Source organism: Lentzea sp. NPDC092896 (assembly GCF_044754905.1).
Lineage (GTDB): Bacteria > Actinomycetota > Actinomycetes > Mycobacteriales > Pseudonocardiaceae > Lentzea.
Genome location: NZ_JBIVPX010000018.1, coordinates 1 through 15,418 on the forward strand (window position 1 = coordinate 1; position 15,418 = coordinate 15,418).

A 15,418-nucleotide genomic window follows, 5' to 3' on the forward strand; every position below is an offset into this window, starting at 1 on the left:
GTCACGAGCCGCACCAAGAGCGGGCCACATGCAAGAAGGGTTGTCAAACGGACGAAAAGCGTGTCCGTTTGACAACCCTTCTTGCATGCAGCAAGTGCTGTGGCGCGACTCGTGACGGGACCCCACCGCCCTGGGCGCTTGGTAAAGACGGCTCGCCTTCGGCTTCGCGGGCGGTGGACGGCTCGCCTTCGGCCTCGCGGGTGGGTGGGCTTCTAGGGACGTCTGCGTTCCAACAGGACTGTGTCTCGCCATTCGCCGTGGTGTTGTGCGATTCGTTCTCGTACGCCCACCGTGCGGAAGCCTGCTTTGTGGTGCAGGGCGATGCTTGCGCGGTTCTCCGGGAAGATCGCTGCTTGCAGGGTCCACAGGTCGTCCTGGTCTGCTGACTTGACCTGGTGGTGCAGCAGGGTTTTGCCCACGCCCTTGCCCTGGGAGGCGTCGGCCACGTAGATCGAGGTTTCCACCACGCCCGCGTAGCACTCGCGGGCTGAGATCGGGGTGGCTGCTGCCCAACCCGCTGTTGTGCCGTCCACCTCGGCTATCCAGCGGTGGTCCGGTAGCCACTTGGATTCCAGGGTTCTGCGGGACGGGACTTCCGTTTCGAAGGTCGCGTTGCCTGAGGCTATGCCTTCGCCGTAGATGCGGCGGACGTCCGACCAGTCCGCTGTGGTCATCGGGCGGATGGTCACGCCTGGTACTGGGCGGACCGTGCCTGTGGGGAGGGTGCCCATCACCGCGTCTGCCGCTTGGGGGAGGCCTGTGCAGCAGGCCGGGTTGACGGTGACGAGGGTGGTTGTGCCTTCGCGCTGGACGTGGAGGAAGCCGACCTCTGCCAGTTTGCGCACGTGGTGTGAGCAGGTGGACTGGCTCACGCCCAGCAAGGTGGTCAGTTCGCCGACGGTGACTGGGGCCGATGCCGAGGCCACGTGGTGGAGCAGGCGGACTCGGGTCGGGTCGGACAGCGTCGAGAACCATGAGGCGTAGGTCGTTGCTTCATCGGTTAGCACTCGGCAAGTATCGACGGTGGTCGATGGAAGAATCAAACTGAATACTTTTTGACGCAGAACGAGAGGCCTCGGAAGAAGCCGTCGCCGAACGCTTCTACGCGGGCGAAGCCCGAGGGGACCGCTTTGCCGTTGACGTCTGCCGCGATGAGGCTGTCGTCTGCCAGCAGTTCTGCCACTGCCTCGTCGAGGTCTCCTGGGGACAGGCGCAGGCCCGCTGCCGCGTCGGGGCGGTTCGTGAGGCCTGCCCAGGCTCCTGTCAGGCAGGCGGTGCGCTGGCCTGCGGCGTCGTCGTCCAGTTTGAAGCCTGTGGCGTGCTGGATGGAGAGGGAGAAGCGGGAGGCGATGACGGCGAACGCCGCGAAGTCGCCGATGCCGCCCTTCGAGCCCTTCTTCGGGGGCGTGCCGATCTTCAGCAGGGACGGGAGGTCCAGCTGGAGCTGGTTGACCGCGGGGCAGTAGGAGACCGGTGAGGTGGTCTGGGCGTCCGCGCAGGGTTTGATACCGGCCTTGTCCCAGGCGGGGAAGGCGGCGCCGCTCGTCTTGTAGGCGTCGCGGAGGGATTCCTCGAGGGCCCTGAGGTACTTGTCCTCGTCGATCTTGGCGTTGCCGCGGCCCTGGCCCTGGTCGGTGTCGGAGAGGTCGAAGGGGCGTTCGGTGATGCGCTTGGCGATCTCGGCCTCGTTGATCTCGGCGCAGCGGGCCGCGCCTCTGGTGAAGCCGAACTGGAAGGACGAGACGCGGTCGAACGCGCTGCCGTGGGCGCCCTGCTTCTCGAACGACGTGCCGGCGCTGTCGCGGATGAAGAACATCGTCTGCAGGACCTGGTTGAGGCCCTCGCCGGTGGAGAGTTCGAAGTGCTTCGACTTGTTCTCGGCGATCCAGCGCATGAAGACGCCCGTGTAGCAGTCGGCCTGCTGTTCCTTGACGATCGACGGGGTGTTGGCGCCGATGTTGGAGGCCGGGCCGAGCTTGTACTGGACGGCGTGGCCCATCTCGTGGGCGAGGACCGTCACGACGGCCATCGGGCCGAACGAGTCCTTGAGCATCGGGAGGAGTTCGCCGCGGTCCCAGGTGATGCTGTCGTCCAGCGCGCAGTAGAACGCGTTCGCGATGCCGGTCGTGTTGAGCTTGCAGACCTCGACGCCCTTGCCGTTGGAGTCGTAGGAGATGACGCGCTTCACCGGCTCGAAGGTCTTGCCGGGGAACGAGTTGGGGATCTCGGACTTCCAGAACTCCTGCACGTCGGCGAGGGTGTTGATCGCCAGGCGGTCCATCTCGCCGCCGTCGCCGTTCTCCACGCTCAGGTCCGCGTCCGGCACGCCCTGCTTGGGGCCGGACGGGCCGTTGGAGATCTCCAGGCCCGCGACCCTGGACGGGTCGGGGCGCTCGCCCTTCGGTTCGCCCTCGACCACGGAAGAGCACGCGGTCAAGGCAGCGGTCACGGCCAGCGCGACGGCGATTCGTCCGAATCCCATGAGGTCAGACCCTACTAAGCGGCTTCGCGGGTCGTTCGGCACCTACCTGCGGCCAAACGTGAAACCCTCTCACCCCCTGGGGTGATTTCAAGACTGCGCGGACTCGTTTTCGTTGTCTCACCGATGTTCCGGAGCGCACAGTCCCTGCGACGTAAGCCTTCAGCGTGGAAGGAGTTCGGCGGTATGGGTAGAACGCGCTGGGCACGGTTCGTAGGGGTGCTCGGTATCGGGGTCGTCGGCGCCGGTGCCCTCCTCTTCGGCATGTCCCAGGGAGCGCTGGCCGCCTCGTTCGCGGTGTCCGGCACCAATTTCAAGGTCTCCGCCGACAACTTGACGGGCCAGGGATTCGTCCAGTTCGGCGGTGTGGACGCGGGCGCCGGCAAGGTGCACGTCGTCGCTGTCAGCGGTTTCAAGACGGCGAGGCTCGACAAGTTCTGCCAGTCGGTGTTCGTCCCGGGCATGCCGATCGTCGGTGACGTGACGATGCGCATCACGGCGGACAGCGTGGGCGGCATGTCCGCCGACAACCTGGTCGTCAACCTCACCGACCTCAACGGTGACCTGGTCCTCGGCAACCCCGAGATCGGCGTCGACGCGAGCAAGGTGACGAAGGGACCGGACAACCTCAGGGGCCTGCCCGGGTCGTTCGGACTGCAGGCTGACACGGCGAACATCACCTCGCTGCAGCAGACCGCCTGGGCCACCACGGCCCAGACCATCAGGTTCAAGGGCATGAGCCTGACCATTCGCCAGGGGAAGCAAGAGTGCTTCTGAGGATCTGGCACGGCTTCACCGCGTGGCGACGTGGCCGGCCCTTCTGGGCCGGCCTGTTCGTGGCCGCGGGTGCGCTGATCATCCTGTTCCCGCCGTTCGTCGGCGTGAAGCTCGGCGACATGGTCATCTCGATCAAGACGATCGGCGGCGTCTCGGCGCTGCTGATCGGCGCGTTGCTGGCGATCTGCGCGGCCTCGTTGTGGCTGCAGCCCAAGTTCCGGCTCGCGGCCGGCCTGGTCACGGTGCTGTTGTCGCTGGTCGCGCTCGTCGTGACCAACCTCGGCGGCTTCCTGGCCGGAACCCTCCTGAGTCTGCTCGGCGGCGCGCTCGCCGTCGCGTGGACGGACGAACCCAAGAAGCCGAAGGAGGCGAAGGGGTCGAAGAAGGCGAGGCGCGAGAGCGCCACCGCGGAACCAGAGCTTGAGCCGGAGACGACCCAAAGGGTTCAACCCACATGATGCGAACACAGCCGCTGGCCGCCGTCGCGATGGTCGCGGTGCTGGCGCTGCAACCGCCGTCGAGCACCGAGCCGCCGCCGTCGTCCACCCCCGGCAGCAGCTCACCGGCCCCGACCAGCACCACGCCGGAGCCACCCGCGTCGAGCACCAGTTCCACCCCACCGCCGGCGTCGTCGTCCGTGCCGGTCCAGCCGCCCAGCGCGGAGCCGTCGCCCTCGACGCCGGCCCCACCGCCACCGGCCCCTGCACCGGTGGCGGCCGGAGGGCGCGAGTGGACCCTGACGGCGTCCCGGCTGGACCTCGGCGGTCTCAACTTCGTCGGGGTCGTCGACGCGCTGGTCAGCGGGCAGCTCGTCAAGGTCCTGAAGTTCACGGCCAACGACATGAAGATCAAGGACCTGGTGCAGTCCGGCGAGATCTCACCGGGCGTCAAGCTGATCACGGCGGCCCGGCCCGGAAGCACGTCCACGGTGTCACCGGGGCGCATCGAGCTGTACACGGTGCAGCTCAAGGGCAACCTGGACCTGCTCGGGATCAAGATCCCGGTGGACTACACGGCCGCGCACCCGCCGCCGCTGAACGTCCCGTTCGCGACCTTCACCGAGGTCACGGTGCGCAACACGGACCTGATCGGCGGCACCCTGAAGATCCCGGGCGCGCGGATCTCGGTCGTGTCCGACCAGGCACCGGTCGAAAGACGCTGAAGCCCGCACCTGGCCCTGAGCCGGTGCGGGCTTCCGCTCGTTCAGAAGACCGTCAGACGCCGCACTTCTTCGCGCCCTCGAACACGCCCTCGCGGAACCGGGCCACGCGCTCGAACCCGGGATCCACCGGGTTGCCGCCCTTGGCGTCACGGGCCGCGTAGTCGAACTGCAGCAGCACGGTCACGGCCTCGTCGAAGTCACCCGGCGACAGCCCGAACCCGTCCTGACGCTGGAACACCGCGCCCGTGTACGCCCCGGCCAGGCACAGAGCCGCCGCGGAGGCGCTCTCACCCTCGGTCGGCTTGCCGAACACGGCCAGTTCGGCCATCGCGTACCTGGACGCGATCAGCGTGCCCGTCGCGTAGTCGCCGAGTTCCTTGTGCAGGAGCGGTAGCTCGTCCTTGGTGTCGATCTTGATGGTCTTGTCTGACGGGCAGTACGCGACGGGACCCTGGTCGCCGGAGCAGTTCGGCTCGGTCTGGGAGGCCTCCGCGCGCGGCGAGGGCCAGGTCTTGCCCGCGGTCGTGGCCAGGCCCTTGAAGAAGCCGTCGAGGTCGGGCGTCACGGACTCGAGCATCTCCGAGAACGGCAGGTTGCCGCCGTTCGCGCGGTCCTTGACGCTGGTGAACGCGCGCTGCGTGAACTGGCGGTTCTGCACCGACATGGCCGCGCAGAACTTCGTGCCCTGCTCGTAGCCGTCCTGGAACGCCGCCACGCGGTCGAACGCGCTTCCGTGCGCCTGCTCGTCCTCCGGGGAGGTGCCCACCGGGTCGCGGAACGTGATCAACGCGCCCAGCGCCTTGTCCAGGGCGTCCGCGTTGATGTCCAGGCGAGCCGACTTGCCGTCCGTGACGTTGCGGACGAACGAGCCCGCGAAGCAGTCCGCCTGCGCCTCGGTGAGGATCGTCGGGTACTTGTCCGGCTCGCGGCGCTCGGCCTCCGGCGTGATGCCCATGCGGTTCTGCACCGCGTGCCCGATCTCGTGCGCGAGCACCACGACCACCGCGGCCTCGCCGAAGCGGTCCTGCAGCACCGGTAGCAGGGACGCTCGGTCCCAGGCGATCGCGTCGGCGGCCGGGCAGTAGAACGCGTTGCCCTCCACGTCCGCGGCCTTCTGCGTGCACGGTGGCGGCTTCGCGGTGGAGTCGGCCGTGTCGACCGAGAAGTAACCGCCGCTCAGCGGCTTCCACGGCTTGTTGAAGGTCGACTGGAACGACTCGGTCCAGTACTCGTCGATGTCCGTCAGCGCGGTCGCGGCCAGCTTGTCGATCGGGCCGTTGTCCGAGCCGCGGACCTGGATCGTGGCGCTGGACGCCTCTTTCTTCACCACCTTGGCGGCACGCGGGCGCCCTGGGATCTCGGCGGTGCAGCCCACCGCGAGCAGGGCGGTGGCGACGATCAGCGCGATGCTCCGGTGCCGCATGAACCCATTGTGCCTGCCGGCCGGTCTCAAGGGCGTCCCAGTCGTCCAAGTCAGGCGCATACAAGGGGCAACGTGCGCCGGGCTGATCAGGTTCACCGGCCCGGCACACCCCGTTTGGATCAGTCGGATTCGACTGACGGATCAGGAACGAGCCACAGCACGCCCGACGGCGGTAGCTGCAGGATCGCGGAGTACGGCCGCCCGTGCCACGGCCTGGCCTCGGCCTCGACGCCACCGAGGTTGCCCACACCGGAACCGCCGTAGTGCGCGGCGTCGGTGTTCACGAGCTCCTTCCAGCGTCCGGACGAGGGCAGGCCGACGCGGTAGTCGTGGTGCGGCGACCCGGAGAAGTTCGCCACGCAGGCGAGCGTCGCGCCGTCCTCACCGACCCGCAGGAACGACAGCACGTTGCCCGCCGAGTCGTTCGCGTCGATCCACTGGAACCCCTCGGGCGTGACGTCGTGCGAGAACAACGCCGACGCCGTCTTGTACACCGAGTTCAGGTCCCGCGTCAGCGCCTGGATGCCCTGGTGCAGCGGCTCCTGCTCGACCAGGTGCCAGTCGAGGGACCGCGACTCCGACCACTCCTGCCGCTGCCCGAACTCACCACCCATGAACAGCAGCTGCTTGCCCGGATGCGCCCACATGAACGCCAGCAGCGACCGCACGCCGGCGGCCTTGTTCCAGTCGTCACCCGGCATGCGCTGCCACAGCGAGCCCTTGCCGTGCACCACCTCGTCGTGCGAGAGCGGCAGTACGAAGTTCTCACTCCACGCGTACACCAGCGAGAACGTCATCTCGTTGTGGTGGAACGAGCGGTGGATCGGCTCGCGCGACAGGTAGTGCAGCGAGTCGTGCATCCAGCCCATGTTCCACTTGAAGCCGAACCCGAGCCCGCCCAGGTGCGTCGGCCGCGTCACGCCCGGCCACGCCGTCGACTCCTCGGCGATCATGACCACGCCGGGGTGCCGCTTGTACACGGTCGCGTTCAGCTCCTGCAGGAACCGCACCGCCTCGAGGTTCTCCCTGCCGCCGAACTCGTTGGGCAGCCACTGGTCCGCCGGTCGCGAGTAGTCGAGGTAGAGCATCGACGCGACGGCGTCCACGCGCAGACCGTCGAGGTGGAACTCCTCGATCCAGTACAGCGCGTTCGCCACGAGGAAGTTGCGGACCTCGTTGCGCCCGAAGTCGAAGACGTACGTGCCCCAGTCGAGCTGCTCACCGCGGCGCGGGTCGGCGTGCTCGTACAACGGCGTGCCGTCGAACTTCGCGAGCGCCCACGAGTCCTTCGGGAAGTGCGCGGGCACCCAGTCGACCAGCACGCCGATACCGCGCTGGTGCAGCGTGTCCACGAAGTACCGGAAGTCGTCCGGCGACCCGAAGCGCGAGGTCGGCGCGTAGTACGAGGTGACCTGGTAGCCCCACGACCCGCCGAACGGGTGCTCGGCCACCGGCAGCATCTCGATGTGCGTGAAGCCCATGTCCTCGCAGTAGTCCGCGAGCTCGACGGCCAGTTCCCGGTAGTTCAGACCGGGCTTCCAGGAACCGAGATGCACCTCGTAGGTCGACATCGGCGCGTTCGCCCACTGCGTGGCCTCGCGCCGGGCCTCCCACTCCGCGTCCTGCCACTGGTACTCGGACCGCGTGACGATCGAGGCCGTCTGCGGCGGCACCTCCGTGGCGAACGCCATCGGGTCGGCCTTCTCGTGCCAGATGCCGTCCTGGCCGAGGATGCGGAACTTGTACCGCGAGCCCACCACGACGTTCGGCAGGAACACTTCCCACACGCCGCTGGAACCCATGGAGCGCAACGGGTTCGCGCGCCCGTCCCAGCCGTCGAAGTCACCGGTCACGCGCACACCGCGCGCGTTCGGCGCCCACACAGCGAACGAGATGCCGGTGACGTCACCGGAAGCCGTCTCGTAGGAACGGACGTGCGCGCCGAGCACGTCCCAGAGCCGTTCGTGCCGGCCCTCGCCGATCAGGTGCAGGTCCAGCTCGCCCACGGTCGGCAGCCACCGGTACGGGTCGTCGACCTCGACCGCCGGACCGCCGTTGTACTTCACCAGGAGCCGGTAGTCGCCGGGCACCTCGGGCAGCTCGCCCTCGAAGAGCGCGTCGGCGATGCGGGGCAGCTCAACCTGCTTGTCGCCCCAGGCCACCGCGACCGACGTCGCGCCGGGACGCAGTGCCCGCGCGATCACCTGGTCGCCGACGGAGTGCACACCCAGCACCGAGTGCGGGTCGTGGTGCGCACCTGACAGGAGTCGGTCCAGGTCGGCCTTCACGGCTTACTCTCCTCCAGAAGTCATCCGGGCGATCGACGACAGCGGAACCGTCAACCACTCCGGCCTGTTGGCGTGCTCGTACGCGACCTCGTAGACCGCCTTGTCCAGCTCGAACGCGCGCAGCAGCTGCACGTGGTCCCGCGGGTCCTCCGCCACCTCGGCGTAGCCGTCGCAGAACGCCGCCCGGTTGCGTTTGGTCCACTCCATCGCGCGGTAGGCGAGCTGGTCGTCATCGGGCTGGCCGACGAGCAGCTGCCGTGCCGCGTAGTCGAACGACCTCAGCATCCCCGCCACGTCGCGCAACGGCGACCGCAGCGCGAGGCGGTCCTCGACCTTGGCGGCCGGCTCGCCCTCGAAGTCGATCAGCAGCCAGCCGTGCACGGTCCGCAGCACCTGTCCGAGGTGCAGGTCGCCGTGGATGTGCTGGATCGGGAGCGCGCCGATGTGCTCGCGCGCCTCCTCGAACGCGGCACGCAGCGGTTCTTCGTGGCGGCCCAGCTCAGGCACCGCCTCCAGCACGACGCCGAGACGTCGTTGCATGCCGGCGATGGCGCGTGAGATCGCGTCCTCGTCGGCGATCCGGGTGCCCAGCGCCTCCGCCAGGTCGGCGTGCACCTTCGCGACCGCGTGGCCGAGTCGTTGCGCCTCGCCGGCGAAGTCGCCGCCGACCTCGAACGCGTGCAGGTCGGCCTCGGCCATCAGGTCGCGCACCGAGGTCTTGGCCATGTCCCAGCCCTCGACCGCGTCCGGCAGGAACTCCTGCAGCATCGCGAGGGTGACCTGCTCGCCGTTCAACGACGTCGAGATCGCGCCCAGTGGCTGCGCGATGTGCTCGCAGCCGACCGAACGCAACGCGCGGTGCAGCGTCAGGTCGCGGTTCTCGCCGTTCGCGAGCTTGCGGAAGATCTTCAGGATGTACTGCTGGCCGTAGATCAGCGACGTGTTGGACTGCTCGACGCCGATCGGCCGTCCGCGCAGGCCCGAGCGCAGTTCGGTGCCGGGTTCGTGCGCGAAGGTGATGCCGTCCACCTCGTGCCCGGTCGCGATCCGGTCGAGCAGCACGCCGTTGTGCTCGGGGTCGAGCAACACGTCCCAGGCGCCGGTGCTCAGACTCAGAGCGCCCTGGTACTGCTCGGTGCGGCCCGGCTGCTCGACCTCGAAGATCACGTGCACCAGATCGCCGTCCACCACCGTCGTCCTCAGTGGACGGACGGCCGTGATCGGCTTGTCCTTGCCGCCGAACCACCTGGCGGCCGGGAGCAGATCGGGTAGTGAGGCGACCAGCTTCTCGACTAGTTCGTGGGGGTCGGTCACGCGGGGATTCACCTCATCTCGCTGTCGTCGCCCGCCTCTACCAGCTGGAACCAGTAGAAACCGTGACCCGGAAGGGTCAGCAGGTAGGGGAGTTCCCCGATCGCGGGGAATTTGACACCTCCGGTGAGCTCCATCGGCGCGTGGTCGCGGTGCTCGGAGAGGTCCAGCTCGACGGGTTGCGGGAAGCGTGACAGGTTGTTCACGCAGAGCACGATGTCCTCGCGGCCGTCCGGGCGCTTCCACTGCCGCTTGTAGGCGAGCACGCTCGGGTTGGAGCCGCCGAGCTCGGTGAAGTCGCCCTCGGCGAACGCGTGGTGCTGCTTGCGCACCTCGATCATGTGCCGCGTCCAGTTGAGCAGCGACGTCGAGCTGTTGAGCTGCGCCTCGACGTTGAGGCCCTGGTAGCCGTAGACCGGGTCCATGATCACCGGTAGGTAGATCCGGCCGGGGTCGCAGCTGCTGAAGCCGGCGTTGCGGTCCGGGGTCCACTGCATCGGCGTGCGCACGGCGTCGCGGTCCTGCAGCCAGATGTTGTCGCCCATGCCGATCTCGTCGCCGTAGTACAGAACGGGCGAGCCGGGCAGCGACAGCAGCAGCGCGGTGAACAGCTCGTGCTGGTTGCGGTCGTTCTCGAGCAACGGGGCGAGGCGGCGGCGGATGCCGATGTTCGCCTTCATCCGCGGGTCCTTGGCGTACTCCGAGTACATGTAGTCGCGCTCTTCGTCGCTGACCATCTCGAGCGTGAGCTCGTCGTGGTTGCGCAGGAAGATGCCCCACTGGGCGTTCTCCGGGATGGCCGGCGTCTGCGCCAGGATCTCCGAGATCGGGAACCGCGACTCCCGCCGCACCGCCATGAAGATCCGCGGCATCAGCGGGAAGTGGAACGCCATGTGGCACTCGTCGCCGCCGACGGCCTGATCACCGAAGTACTCGACGACGTCCGACGGCCACTGGTTCGCCTCGGCCAGCAGGACGCGGCCGGGGAACTCGTCGTCGACGACCTTGCGGCACTTCTTCAGGAACTCGTGCGTGCGCGGCAGGTTCTCGCAGTTCGTGCCTTCCTCTTCGAAGAGGTACGGCACGGCGTCGAGGCGGAACCCGTCGATGCCGAGGTCCAGCCAGAAGCGCAGGGTGTCGAGCATCGCCTCCTGCACGTCCGGGTTCTCGAAGTTGAGGTCCGGCTGGTGGCTGAAGAAGCGGTGCCAGAAGAACTGCCCGCGCACCGGGTCGTACGTCCAGTTCGACGACTCCGTGTCCACGAAGATGATCCGCGCGTCGCTGTAACGCGAGTCGTCGTCGCTCCACACGTAGTAGTCGCCGTACGGGCCCGTCGGGTCCTGCCGCGACTGCTGGAACCACGGATGCGCGTCGCTGGTGTGGTTGAGCACCAGGTCGGTGATCACCCGGATCCCGCGCCGGTGCGCCTCCTCCAGGAGGTACACGAAGTCCTCGACGGTGCCGAACTCCGGCAGCACCGCCCGGAAGTCGCTGATGTCGTACCCGCCGTCGCGCAACGGCGACGCGTAGAACGGCGGCAGCCAGAGACAGTCGACGCCCAGCCACTCCAGGTAGTCGAGGCGCGAGGCGAGTCCTCTGAGGTCGCCCGTGCCGTCGCCGTTGGAGTCGCTGAACGCCCGGACCAGGACCTCGTAGAAGACGGCGCCCTTGTACCAGTCCGGGTTGGGCTTCGCCTGCCTCGCGGACCGGAAGTCCTCTGCCTGGGGCTCGACCAGCAGACCGTCGTCGTTGACGGCTTCTCCGGTGTGCGGGACACCATCCAACCCGAGTACAGCGTCGGGACGGGAGTCGTCGGCCATTGTTCCCACCTCGTCGGGGGTTGTGCGGTTGATCAGCTGAAACGCCGCTGAAGGCTGACGACGTGCGCGGTGGCACGCCATGGTTCGAGGCGGATGTAGTTCGCCTGTCCCCAGTCCCAGGTCTCCCCGGTGACCTCGTCGTGCGCGATCACGCGTTCGTGCCAGTCGAATCCGAGCTCGGGCAGGTCGAGGTACAACGTCCCCTCCTGCGCGTTGTGCGGGTCGAGGCTCACGACGACCACGACCGTGTCGCCCGTCGCCGGGTCGCGCTTGGAGAAGGCGACCAACGCGTCGTTCTCGACGCTCTGGAACTTCAGCGTGCGCATCTGCTGGAGTGCGGGATGCGCCTTGCGGATGTGGTTCAGCTTGCGCAGCCACGGTTCGAGCGAACGCCCGTCGGCCAGTGCGCGCGCGTAGTCCCGTGGACGCAGCTGGTACTTCTCGGAGTTGAGGTACTCCTCGCTGCCGGGCTTCACGGCCTCGTACTCGAACAGCTCGTAGCCGCTGTACACACCCCACGTGGGGGAGAGCGTGGCCGCGAGGGCCGCGCGGAGCCCGAACATTCCGGGACCGCCGTGCTGAAGCGACTCGTGCAGGATGTCCGGCGTGTTCACGAACAGGTTCGGCCGTGCCTCGTCCCAGTGGTCGCGGACGTCCTCGCCGAACTCGATCAGCTCCTGCTTGCCCGTCCGCCACGTGAAGTACGTGTAGGACTGGGTGAAGCCGAGCTTCGCCAGGCCGTAGAGGCGGGCCGGCCGGGTGAAGGCCTCCGCCAGGAACAGCGTGTCCGGGTAGACCTCCTTCACCTTCCAGATCAGCCACTGCCAGAAGTCCGGCGGCTTGGTGTGGGGGTTGTCGACCCGGAAGATCCGCACCCCGTGCTCGGCCCAGAAGAGGACCACGCGCAGCACCTCGTGGTAGAGGCCCTGCGGGTCGAGGTCGAAGTTGATCGGGTAGATGTCCTGGTACTTCTTGGGCGGGTTCTCGGCGTACATGATCGTGCCGTCGGGCTGCGTCGTGAACCACTCCGGGTGCTTGAGCACCCACGGGTGATCAGGCGCGCACTGCAGCGCGAAGTCGAGCGCCACCTCGAGGCCGAGATCGTTCGCCCGTGCGACGAGCGCGTCGAAGTCCTCGATCGTGCCGAGCTGCGGGTGGATCGCGTCGTGCCCGCCCTCGTCCGCGCCGATGGCCCACGGTGATCCCGTGTCCTCCGGCGTCGCGACGAGCGTGTTGTTGGGGCCCTTGCGGTTGACCCTGCCGATGGGGTGGATCGGCGGGAAGTAGACGACGTCGAAGCCCATCGCCGCGACCCGGTCGAGCTCCTTGGTCGCCGTGGCGAACGTGCCGTGCACCGCCTGGCCGGTCTCGTCGATCCCGCCGGTGCTGCGCGGGAAGAACTCGTACCAGGAGCCGTACGCCGCCTTCTTGCGGTCGCACCAGATCTTGTGGGTCTTGCCCTTGGTGATCAGCTCGCGCACCGGGTGCTCGAACATCAGCTTCTGCACGTCGGCCGCGAACGCCGGCGCGACGCGTTCGGCCAGCGGCCGGTCCTCGTCGCGCAGGGCCGTCGCCGCGGAAGTGAGCAGAGCTCGCTCTTGCCTTCGATCGGGTCGCCTTGCCACCCGATCGAGTAGCTGGGCACCGATTTCGAGATCATTTGCGAGATCACCGGGGCCTTGCCCCGCCGCGATCTTCACCTCAACGGCGTGGTTCCAGGTGCCCCAAGGGTCACTCCACGCATCGATCCGGAACGTCCAAGCGCCTTCTTGGTCCGGAACCACGGTCGCGCCCCACCGATCGAGGCCGATTCCGACCTCGTGCATGCGGGTCTGCCGAGCGACTCGGTCGTTCGGTCCTCGCCAGCTGACTGTGGCCGCGAGTTTGTCGTGTCCCTCGCGCCACACCGTGGCCTGGACCGGAATGTGTTCCCCCACAACGGCTTTGGCTGGATATCTACCAGCCGACACCACCGGGGATACGTCGTCGATACCGAGTCGTCCGCTCATCGGCAACGCCCTTCCGCCGTGTCGCTTCGCGTCAATCAGTAATCCTGCCTTGCTCGATCAAGCCGTCTGACAGCGGGTTACCCCTTGTAGATCCGTACCCCGCCACTGTCGATCGCACACCTTGAGCGCTCATCGTGTCCAGGGTCTCTCGGCCACGTTGTCTCCATTTGGCGTCCTCTTCATTGGACTCTTGTCCGACAACTCACCGTGTTAAGAGGGCGCTACAGGTACCGTGCGCGCGTGAACAAGCTTGGCGATCGCTACGTACTGCTCGATCAGCTCGGCGCGGGTGCGATGGGCGTCGTGTGGAGGGCACGCGACGAGTTCCTGCACCGTGACGTGGCGGTCAAGCAGCTACTTCTCAACGACGTCCAGTCGAACGAGTTCCACGAGGCCGTGCAGCGCGCCATGCGTGAAGGCCGCATCGCCGCGCGCTTGCAGCACCCGAACGCGATCGCCGTGTACGACGTCGTGGTCGAGGACGGCAAACCGTGCCTGGTCATGGAGTATTTGCCGTCCCGCAACCTCTCCGCGATCTTGGAGAACGGCCCGATGCCCCCGATGGAGGCCGCGCGCATCGGCTCGCTGGCCGCCGGGGCGCTGGCCGCCGCCCACGCCGCGGGGATCGTGCACCGCGACATCAAGCCGGGCAACGTCCTCATTGGACGCGACGGCACCGTCAAGATCACGGACTTCGGCATCTCGCGCGCGTTGGGCGACGTGGCCGTGACCAAGACCGGCATGCTCGCCGGCACCCCCGCCTACCTCGCGCCGGAACTGGCCCGCGGCGCCGCGCCCGCGCCGCCGTCGGACGTGTTCTCGCTCGGCGCGACGATCTACGCGATGACCGAGGGCGAACCGCCGTTCGGCAAGAGCACGAACGACCTGGGCCTGCTCTACAAGGTCGCGCGCGGCGAGACCCGCCCGCCGATGCGCTCGGGCCCGCTCACCGGCCTGTTGATCAGGCTGCTGGCGAACGAGCCGTCGCAGCGCCCCACCGCCGCCCAGGCCGCCGAGGAGCTCAAGGCGATCGCGTCCGGCGCCCCGGTCCCGGTCACCAGGGTGATCCCGCCGCGCCCGATGACCCCGCCGTCCGGCACCGCCGTGATGGGCGCGGGCACCATGCAGGGCCCGCCGCCCCGCACCATGCCGCCCCAGGCACCGCGCACCCGTCCGCCCGCGCCACTGCCCGAGACCTACGACGACTACGACGACTACGAGCCCGAGCCAGAACCGAAGAAGAACCGCAGCCTCGCGGTCGTCGCGGCGATCCTCGGCGTGCTCCTGATCGCCGGCGTCGCCTACGCCATCGTGAACATGGGCGACAAGGACAAGACCACCGGCGCCGGTCCCACCACGACGCGGAAGACCACGTCGCAGGCCCAGGAGCCCACCTCCGAGAAGCCGACGGCCAGCAAGCCCGCGGCCACCTCCGAGAAGCCGCCGCCGCAGACCTCCCAGAGCCAGCCGCCGTCGTCGAAGCCGCCGGCCACGAAGTTCACCCCGGCCCAGGTCACCACCTTCGTGAAGCAGCACTACGCCAAGCTGCCCTCGAACGTCGAGGCCGCCCGCAACGACTGGGACCCGGACCAGGCACCCGGCCTGGCGGGCGAGAAGGCCTTCTGGAGCAAGTTCTCGAAGGTCGCGGTCCAGGGCAACCCGGTGGTCACGTCCAACGACGACGGCACCTTCTCGGTGACGACGGCGCTGCAGCTGACCGACGCCGAGTCGAACAAGACCGACACCAAGGAGCACACGCTCGAGATCTCCGGGAAGGGCGCCAAGCTGCTGATCACGGGCGAGGAGAAGGGCTGACCGGTGCGGCTCGTCAACGCCGGGACCGACGGTTCCGGTGCGCGGAGGTCGTTCTCGCTCCAGCGCACGACCTACGAGCCGGACGAGCAGGACGTCCAGTGCGGAATGGACACCTGGAGCTCACCGCCGAGGACGCCGAGATCTTGAAGATCGCCGGGCCCGTCGAGGTGGATCTCGGCGCCCTCGACGTGTCCGGCCTGGCAACCAGGCTTCGCGAAGTGCTCGAGCGGGGCGCCGCGGGCAAACGGCCCGAGATGCACGTCTCGGCTGCTCAAGGCCCGTCCGCGTCTTGACCGGTTCTGCAAGTCGTTGCAGGTCTGACCGGGAACGTTGT

General features: G+C 68.0%; 12 protein-coding genes. 5 read left to right on the forward strand and 7 right to left on the reverse strand.

The window, feature by feature from the left end:
* Window positions 1-212 precede the first annotated feature (212 nt).
* Complete coding sequence (locus ACIQF0_RS46685; protein ID WP_401041371.1) at window positions 213-1,007, reverse strand: helix-turn-helix domain-containing GNAT family N-acetyltransferase; 795 nt, start codon at window positions 1,005-1,007, stop codon at window positions 213-215.
* A 32-nt stretch (window positions 1,008-1,039) separates the two neighbouring features.
* Window positions 1,040-2,482 carry a neutral zinc metallopeptidase gene (locus ACIQF0_RS46690; protein WP_401041372.1) on the reverse strand — a complete coding sequence of 481 codons (1,443 nt, stop codon included), beginning with the start codon at window positions 2,480-2,482 and terminating at the stop codon, window positions 1,040-1,042.
* Between the two features lie 183 nt (window positions 2,483-2,665).
* Here ACIQF0_RS46690 and ACIQF0_RS46695 point away from each other — a divergent pair, with 183 nt between their 5' ends.
* From ACIQF0_RS46695 to ACIQF0_RS46705, 3 genes are read left to right on the forward strand one after another with little or no spacing between them, the layout of a single operon-like run.
* Window positions 2,666-3,256 (forward strand): DUF6230 family protein, encoded by a 591-nt coding sequence (locus ACIQF0_RS46695; RefSeq protein ID WP_330272932.1) that lies wholly within the window; start codon window positions 2,666-2,668, stop codon window positions 3,254-3,256.
* The gene (locus ACIQF0_RS46700) at window positions 3,247-3,714 is read left to right on the forward strand and encodes a DUF6114 domain-containing protein (protein WP_401041374.1); all 468 of its coding nucleotides are present in this window, start codon (window positions 3,247-3,249) and stop codon (window positions 3,712-3,714) included. Before ACIQF0_RS46695 ends, ACIQF0_RS46700 begins: the two co-directional genes overlap by 10 nt.
* On the forward strand, window positions 3,711-4,418 hold the full coding sequence (locus tag ACIQF0_RS46705) for a hypothetical protein (protein ID WP_401041376.1): 708 nt from the start codon (window positions 3,711-3,713) through the stop codon (window positions 4,416-4,418). The genes ACIQF0_RS46700 and ACIQF0_RS46705 overlap by 4 nt, the downstream gene beginning before the upstream one ends.
* A gap of 52 nt (window positions 4,419-4,470) precedes the next feature.
* On the opposite strand, the gene ACIQF0_RS46710 is transcribed toward ACIQF0_RS46705, so the two are convergent.
* The 5 genes from ACIQF0_RS46710 to ACIQF0_RS46730 all read right to left on the reverse strand — a co-directional run bounded on the left by ACIQF0_RS46710 (window position 4,471) and on the right by ACIQF0_RS46730 (window position 13,269).
* Entirely contained in the window at window positions 4,471-5,841 is a 1,371-nt protein-coding gene (locus tag ACIQF0_RS46710) for a neutral zinc metallopeptidase (protein ID WP_401041377.1), read from the reverse strand.
* Window positions 5,842-5,960: 119 nt separating this feature from the next.
* Entirely contained in the window at window positions 5,961-8,129 is a 2,169-nt protein-coding gene (glgB, locus tag ACIQF0_RS46715; protein ID WP_401041379.1) for a 1,4-alpha-glucan branching protein GlgB, read from the reverse strand.
* A gap of 3 nt (window positions 8,130-8,132) precedes the next feature.
* Window positions 8,133-9,443: an aminoglycoside phosphotransferase gene (locus ACIQF0_RS46720; RefSeq protein WP_360048702.1), complete on the reverse strand. Its 1,311-nt coding sequence runs from the start codon at window positions 9,441-9,443 to the stop codon at window positions 8,133-8,135.
* A gap of 8 nt (window positions 9,444-9,451) precedes the next feature.
* Window positions 9,452-11,260, reverse strand: a complete 1,809-nt coding sequence (gene treS / locus ACIQF0_RS46725) for a maltose alpha-D-glucosyltransferase (protein ID WP_360048704.1) — start codon at window positions 11,258-11,260, stop codon at window positions 9,452-9,454.
* Window positions 11,261-11,292: 32 nt separating this feature from the next.
* Window positions 11,293-13,269 carry an alpha-1,4-glucan--maltose-1-phosphate maltosyltransferase gene (locus tag ACIQF0_RS46730; RefSeq protein ID WP_360048706.1) on the reverse strand — a complete coding sequence of 659 codons (1,977 nt, stop codon included), beginning with the start codon at window positions 13,267-13,269 and terminating at the stop codon, window positions 11,293-11,295.
* Window positions 13,270-13,509: 240 nt separating this feature from the next.
* Here ACIQF0_RS46730 and ACIQF0_RS46735 point away from each other — a divergent pair, with 240 nt between their 5' ends.
* Together ACIQF0_RS46735 and ACIQF0_RS46740 are read left to right on the forward strand one after the other, a co-directional pair.
* Window positions 13,510-15,084 (forward strand): protein kinase, encoded by a 1,575-nt coding sequence (locus ACIQF0_RS46735; RefSeq protein ID WP_401041382.1) that lies wholly within the window; start codon window positions 13,510-13,512, stop codon window positions 15,082-15,084.
* Window positions 15,085-15,182: 98 nt separating this feature from the next.
* Window positions 15,183-15,377, forward strand: coding sequence for a hypothetical protein (locus ACIQF0_RS46740; protein WP_401041383.1), 195 nt, complete (start codon window positions 15,183-15,185; stop codon window positions 15,375-15,377).
* Window positions 15,378-15,418: the final 41 nt, after the last annotated feature.

Bases quoted from the DNA above. Each gene is read 5' to 3' on its own strand.
- ACIQF0_RS46730 (WP_360048706.1), bottom strand. From the start codon at position 13,269: ATGAGCGGACGACTCGGTATCGACGACGTATCCCCGGTGGTGTCGGCT.
- treS (WP_360048704.1), bottom strand. From the start codon at position 11,260: ATGGCCGACGACTCCCGTCCCGACGCTGTACTCGGGTTGGATGGTGTC.
- ACIQF0_RS46695 (WP_330272932.1), top strand. From the start codon at position 2,666: ATGGGTAGAACGCGCTGGGCACGGTTCGTAGGGGTGCTCGGTATCGGG.
- ACIQF0_RS46705 (WP_401041376.1), top strand. From the start codon at position 3,711: ATGATGCGAACACAGCCGCTGGCCGCCGTCGCGATGGTCGCGGTGCTG.
- ACIQF0_RS46690 (WP_401041372.1), bottom strand. From the start codon at position 2,482: ATGGGATTCGGACGAATCGCCGTCGCGCTGGCCGTGACCGCTGCCTTG.
- ACIQF0_RS46710 (WP_401041377.1), bottom strand. From the start codon at position 5,841: ATGCGGCACCGGAGCATCGCGCTGATCGTCGCCACCGCCCTGCTCGCG.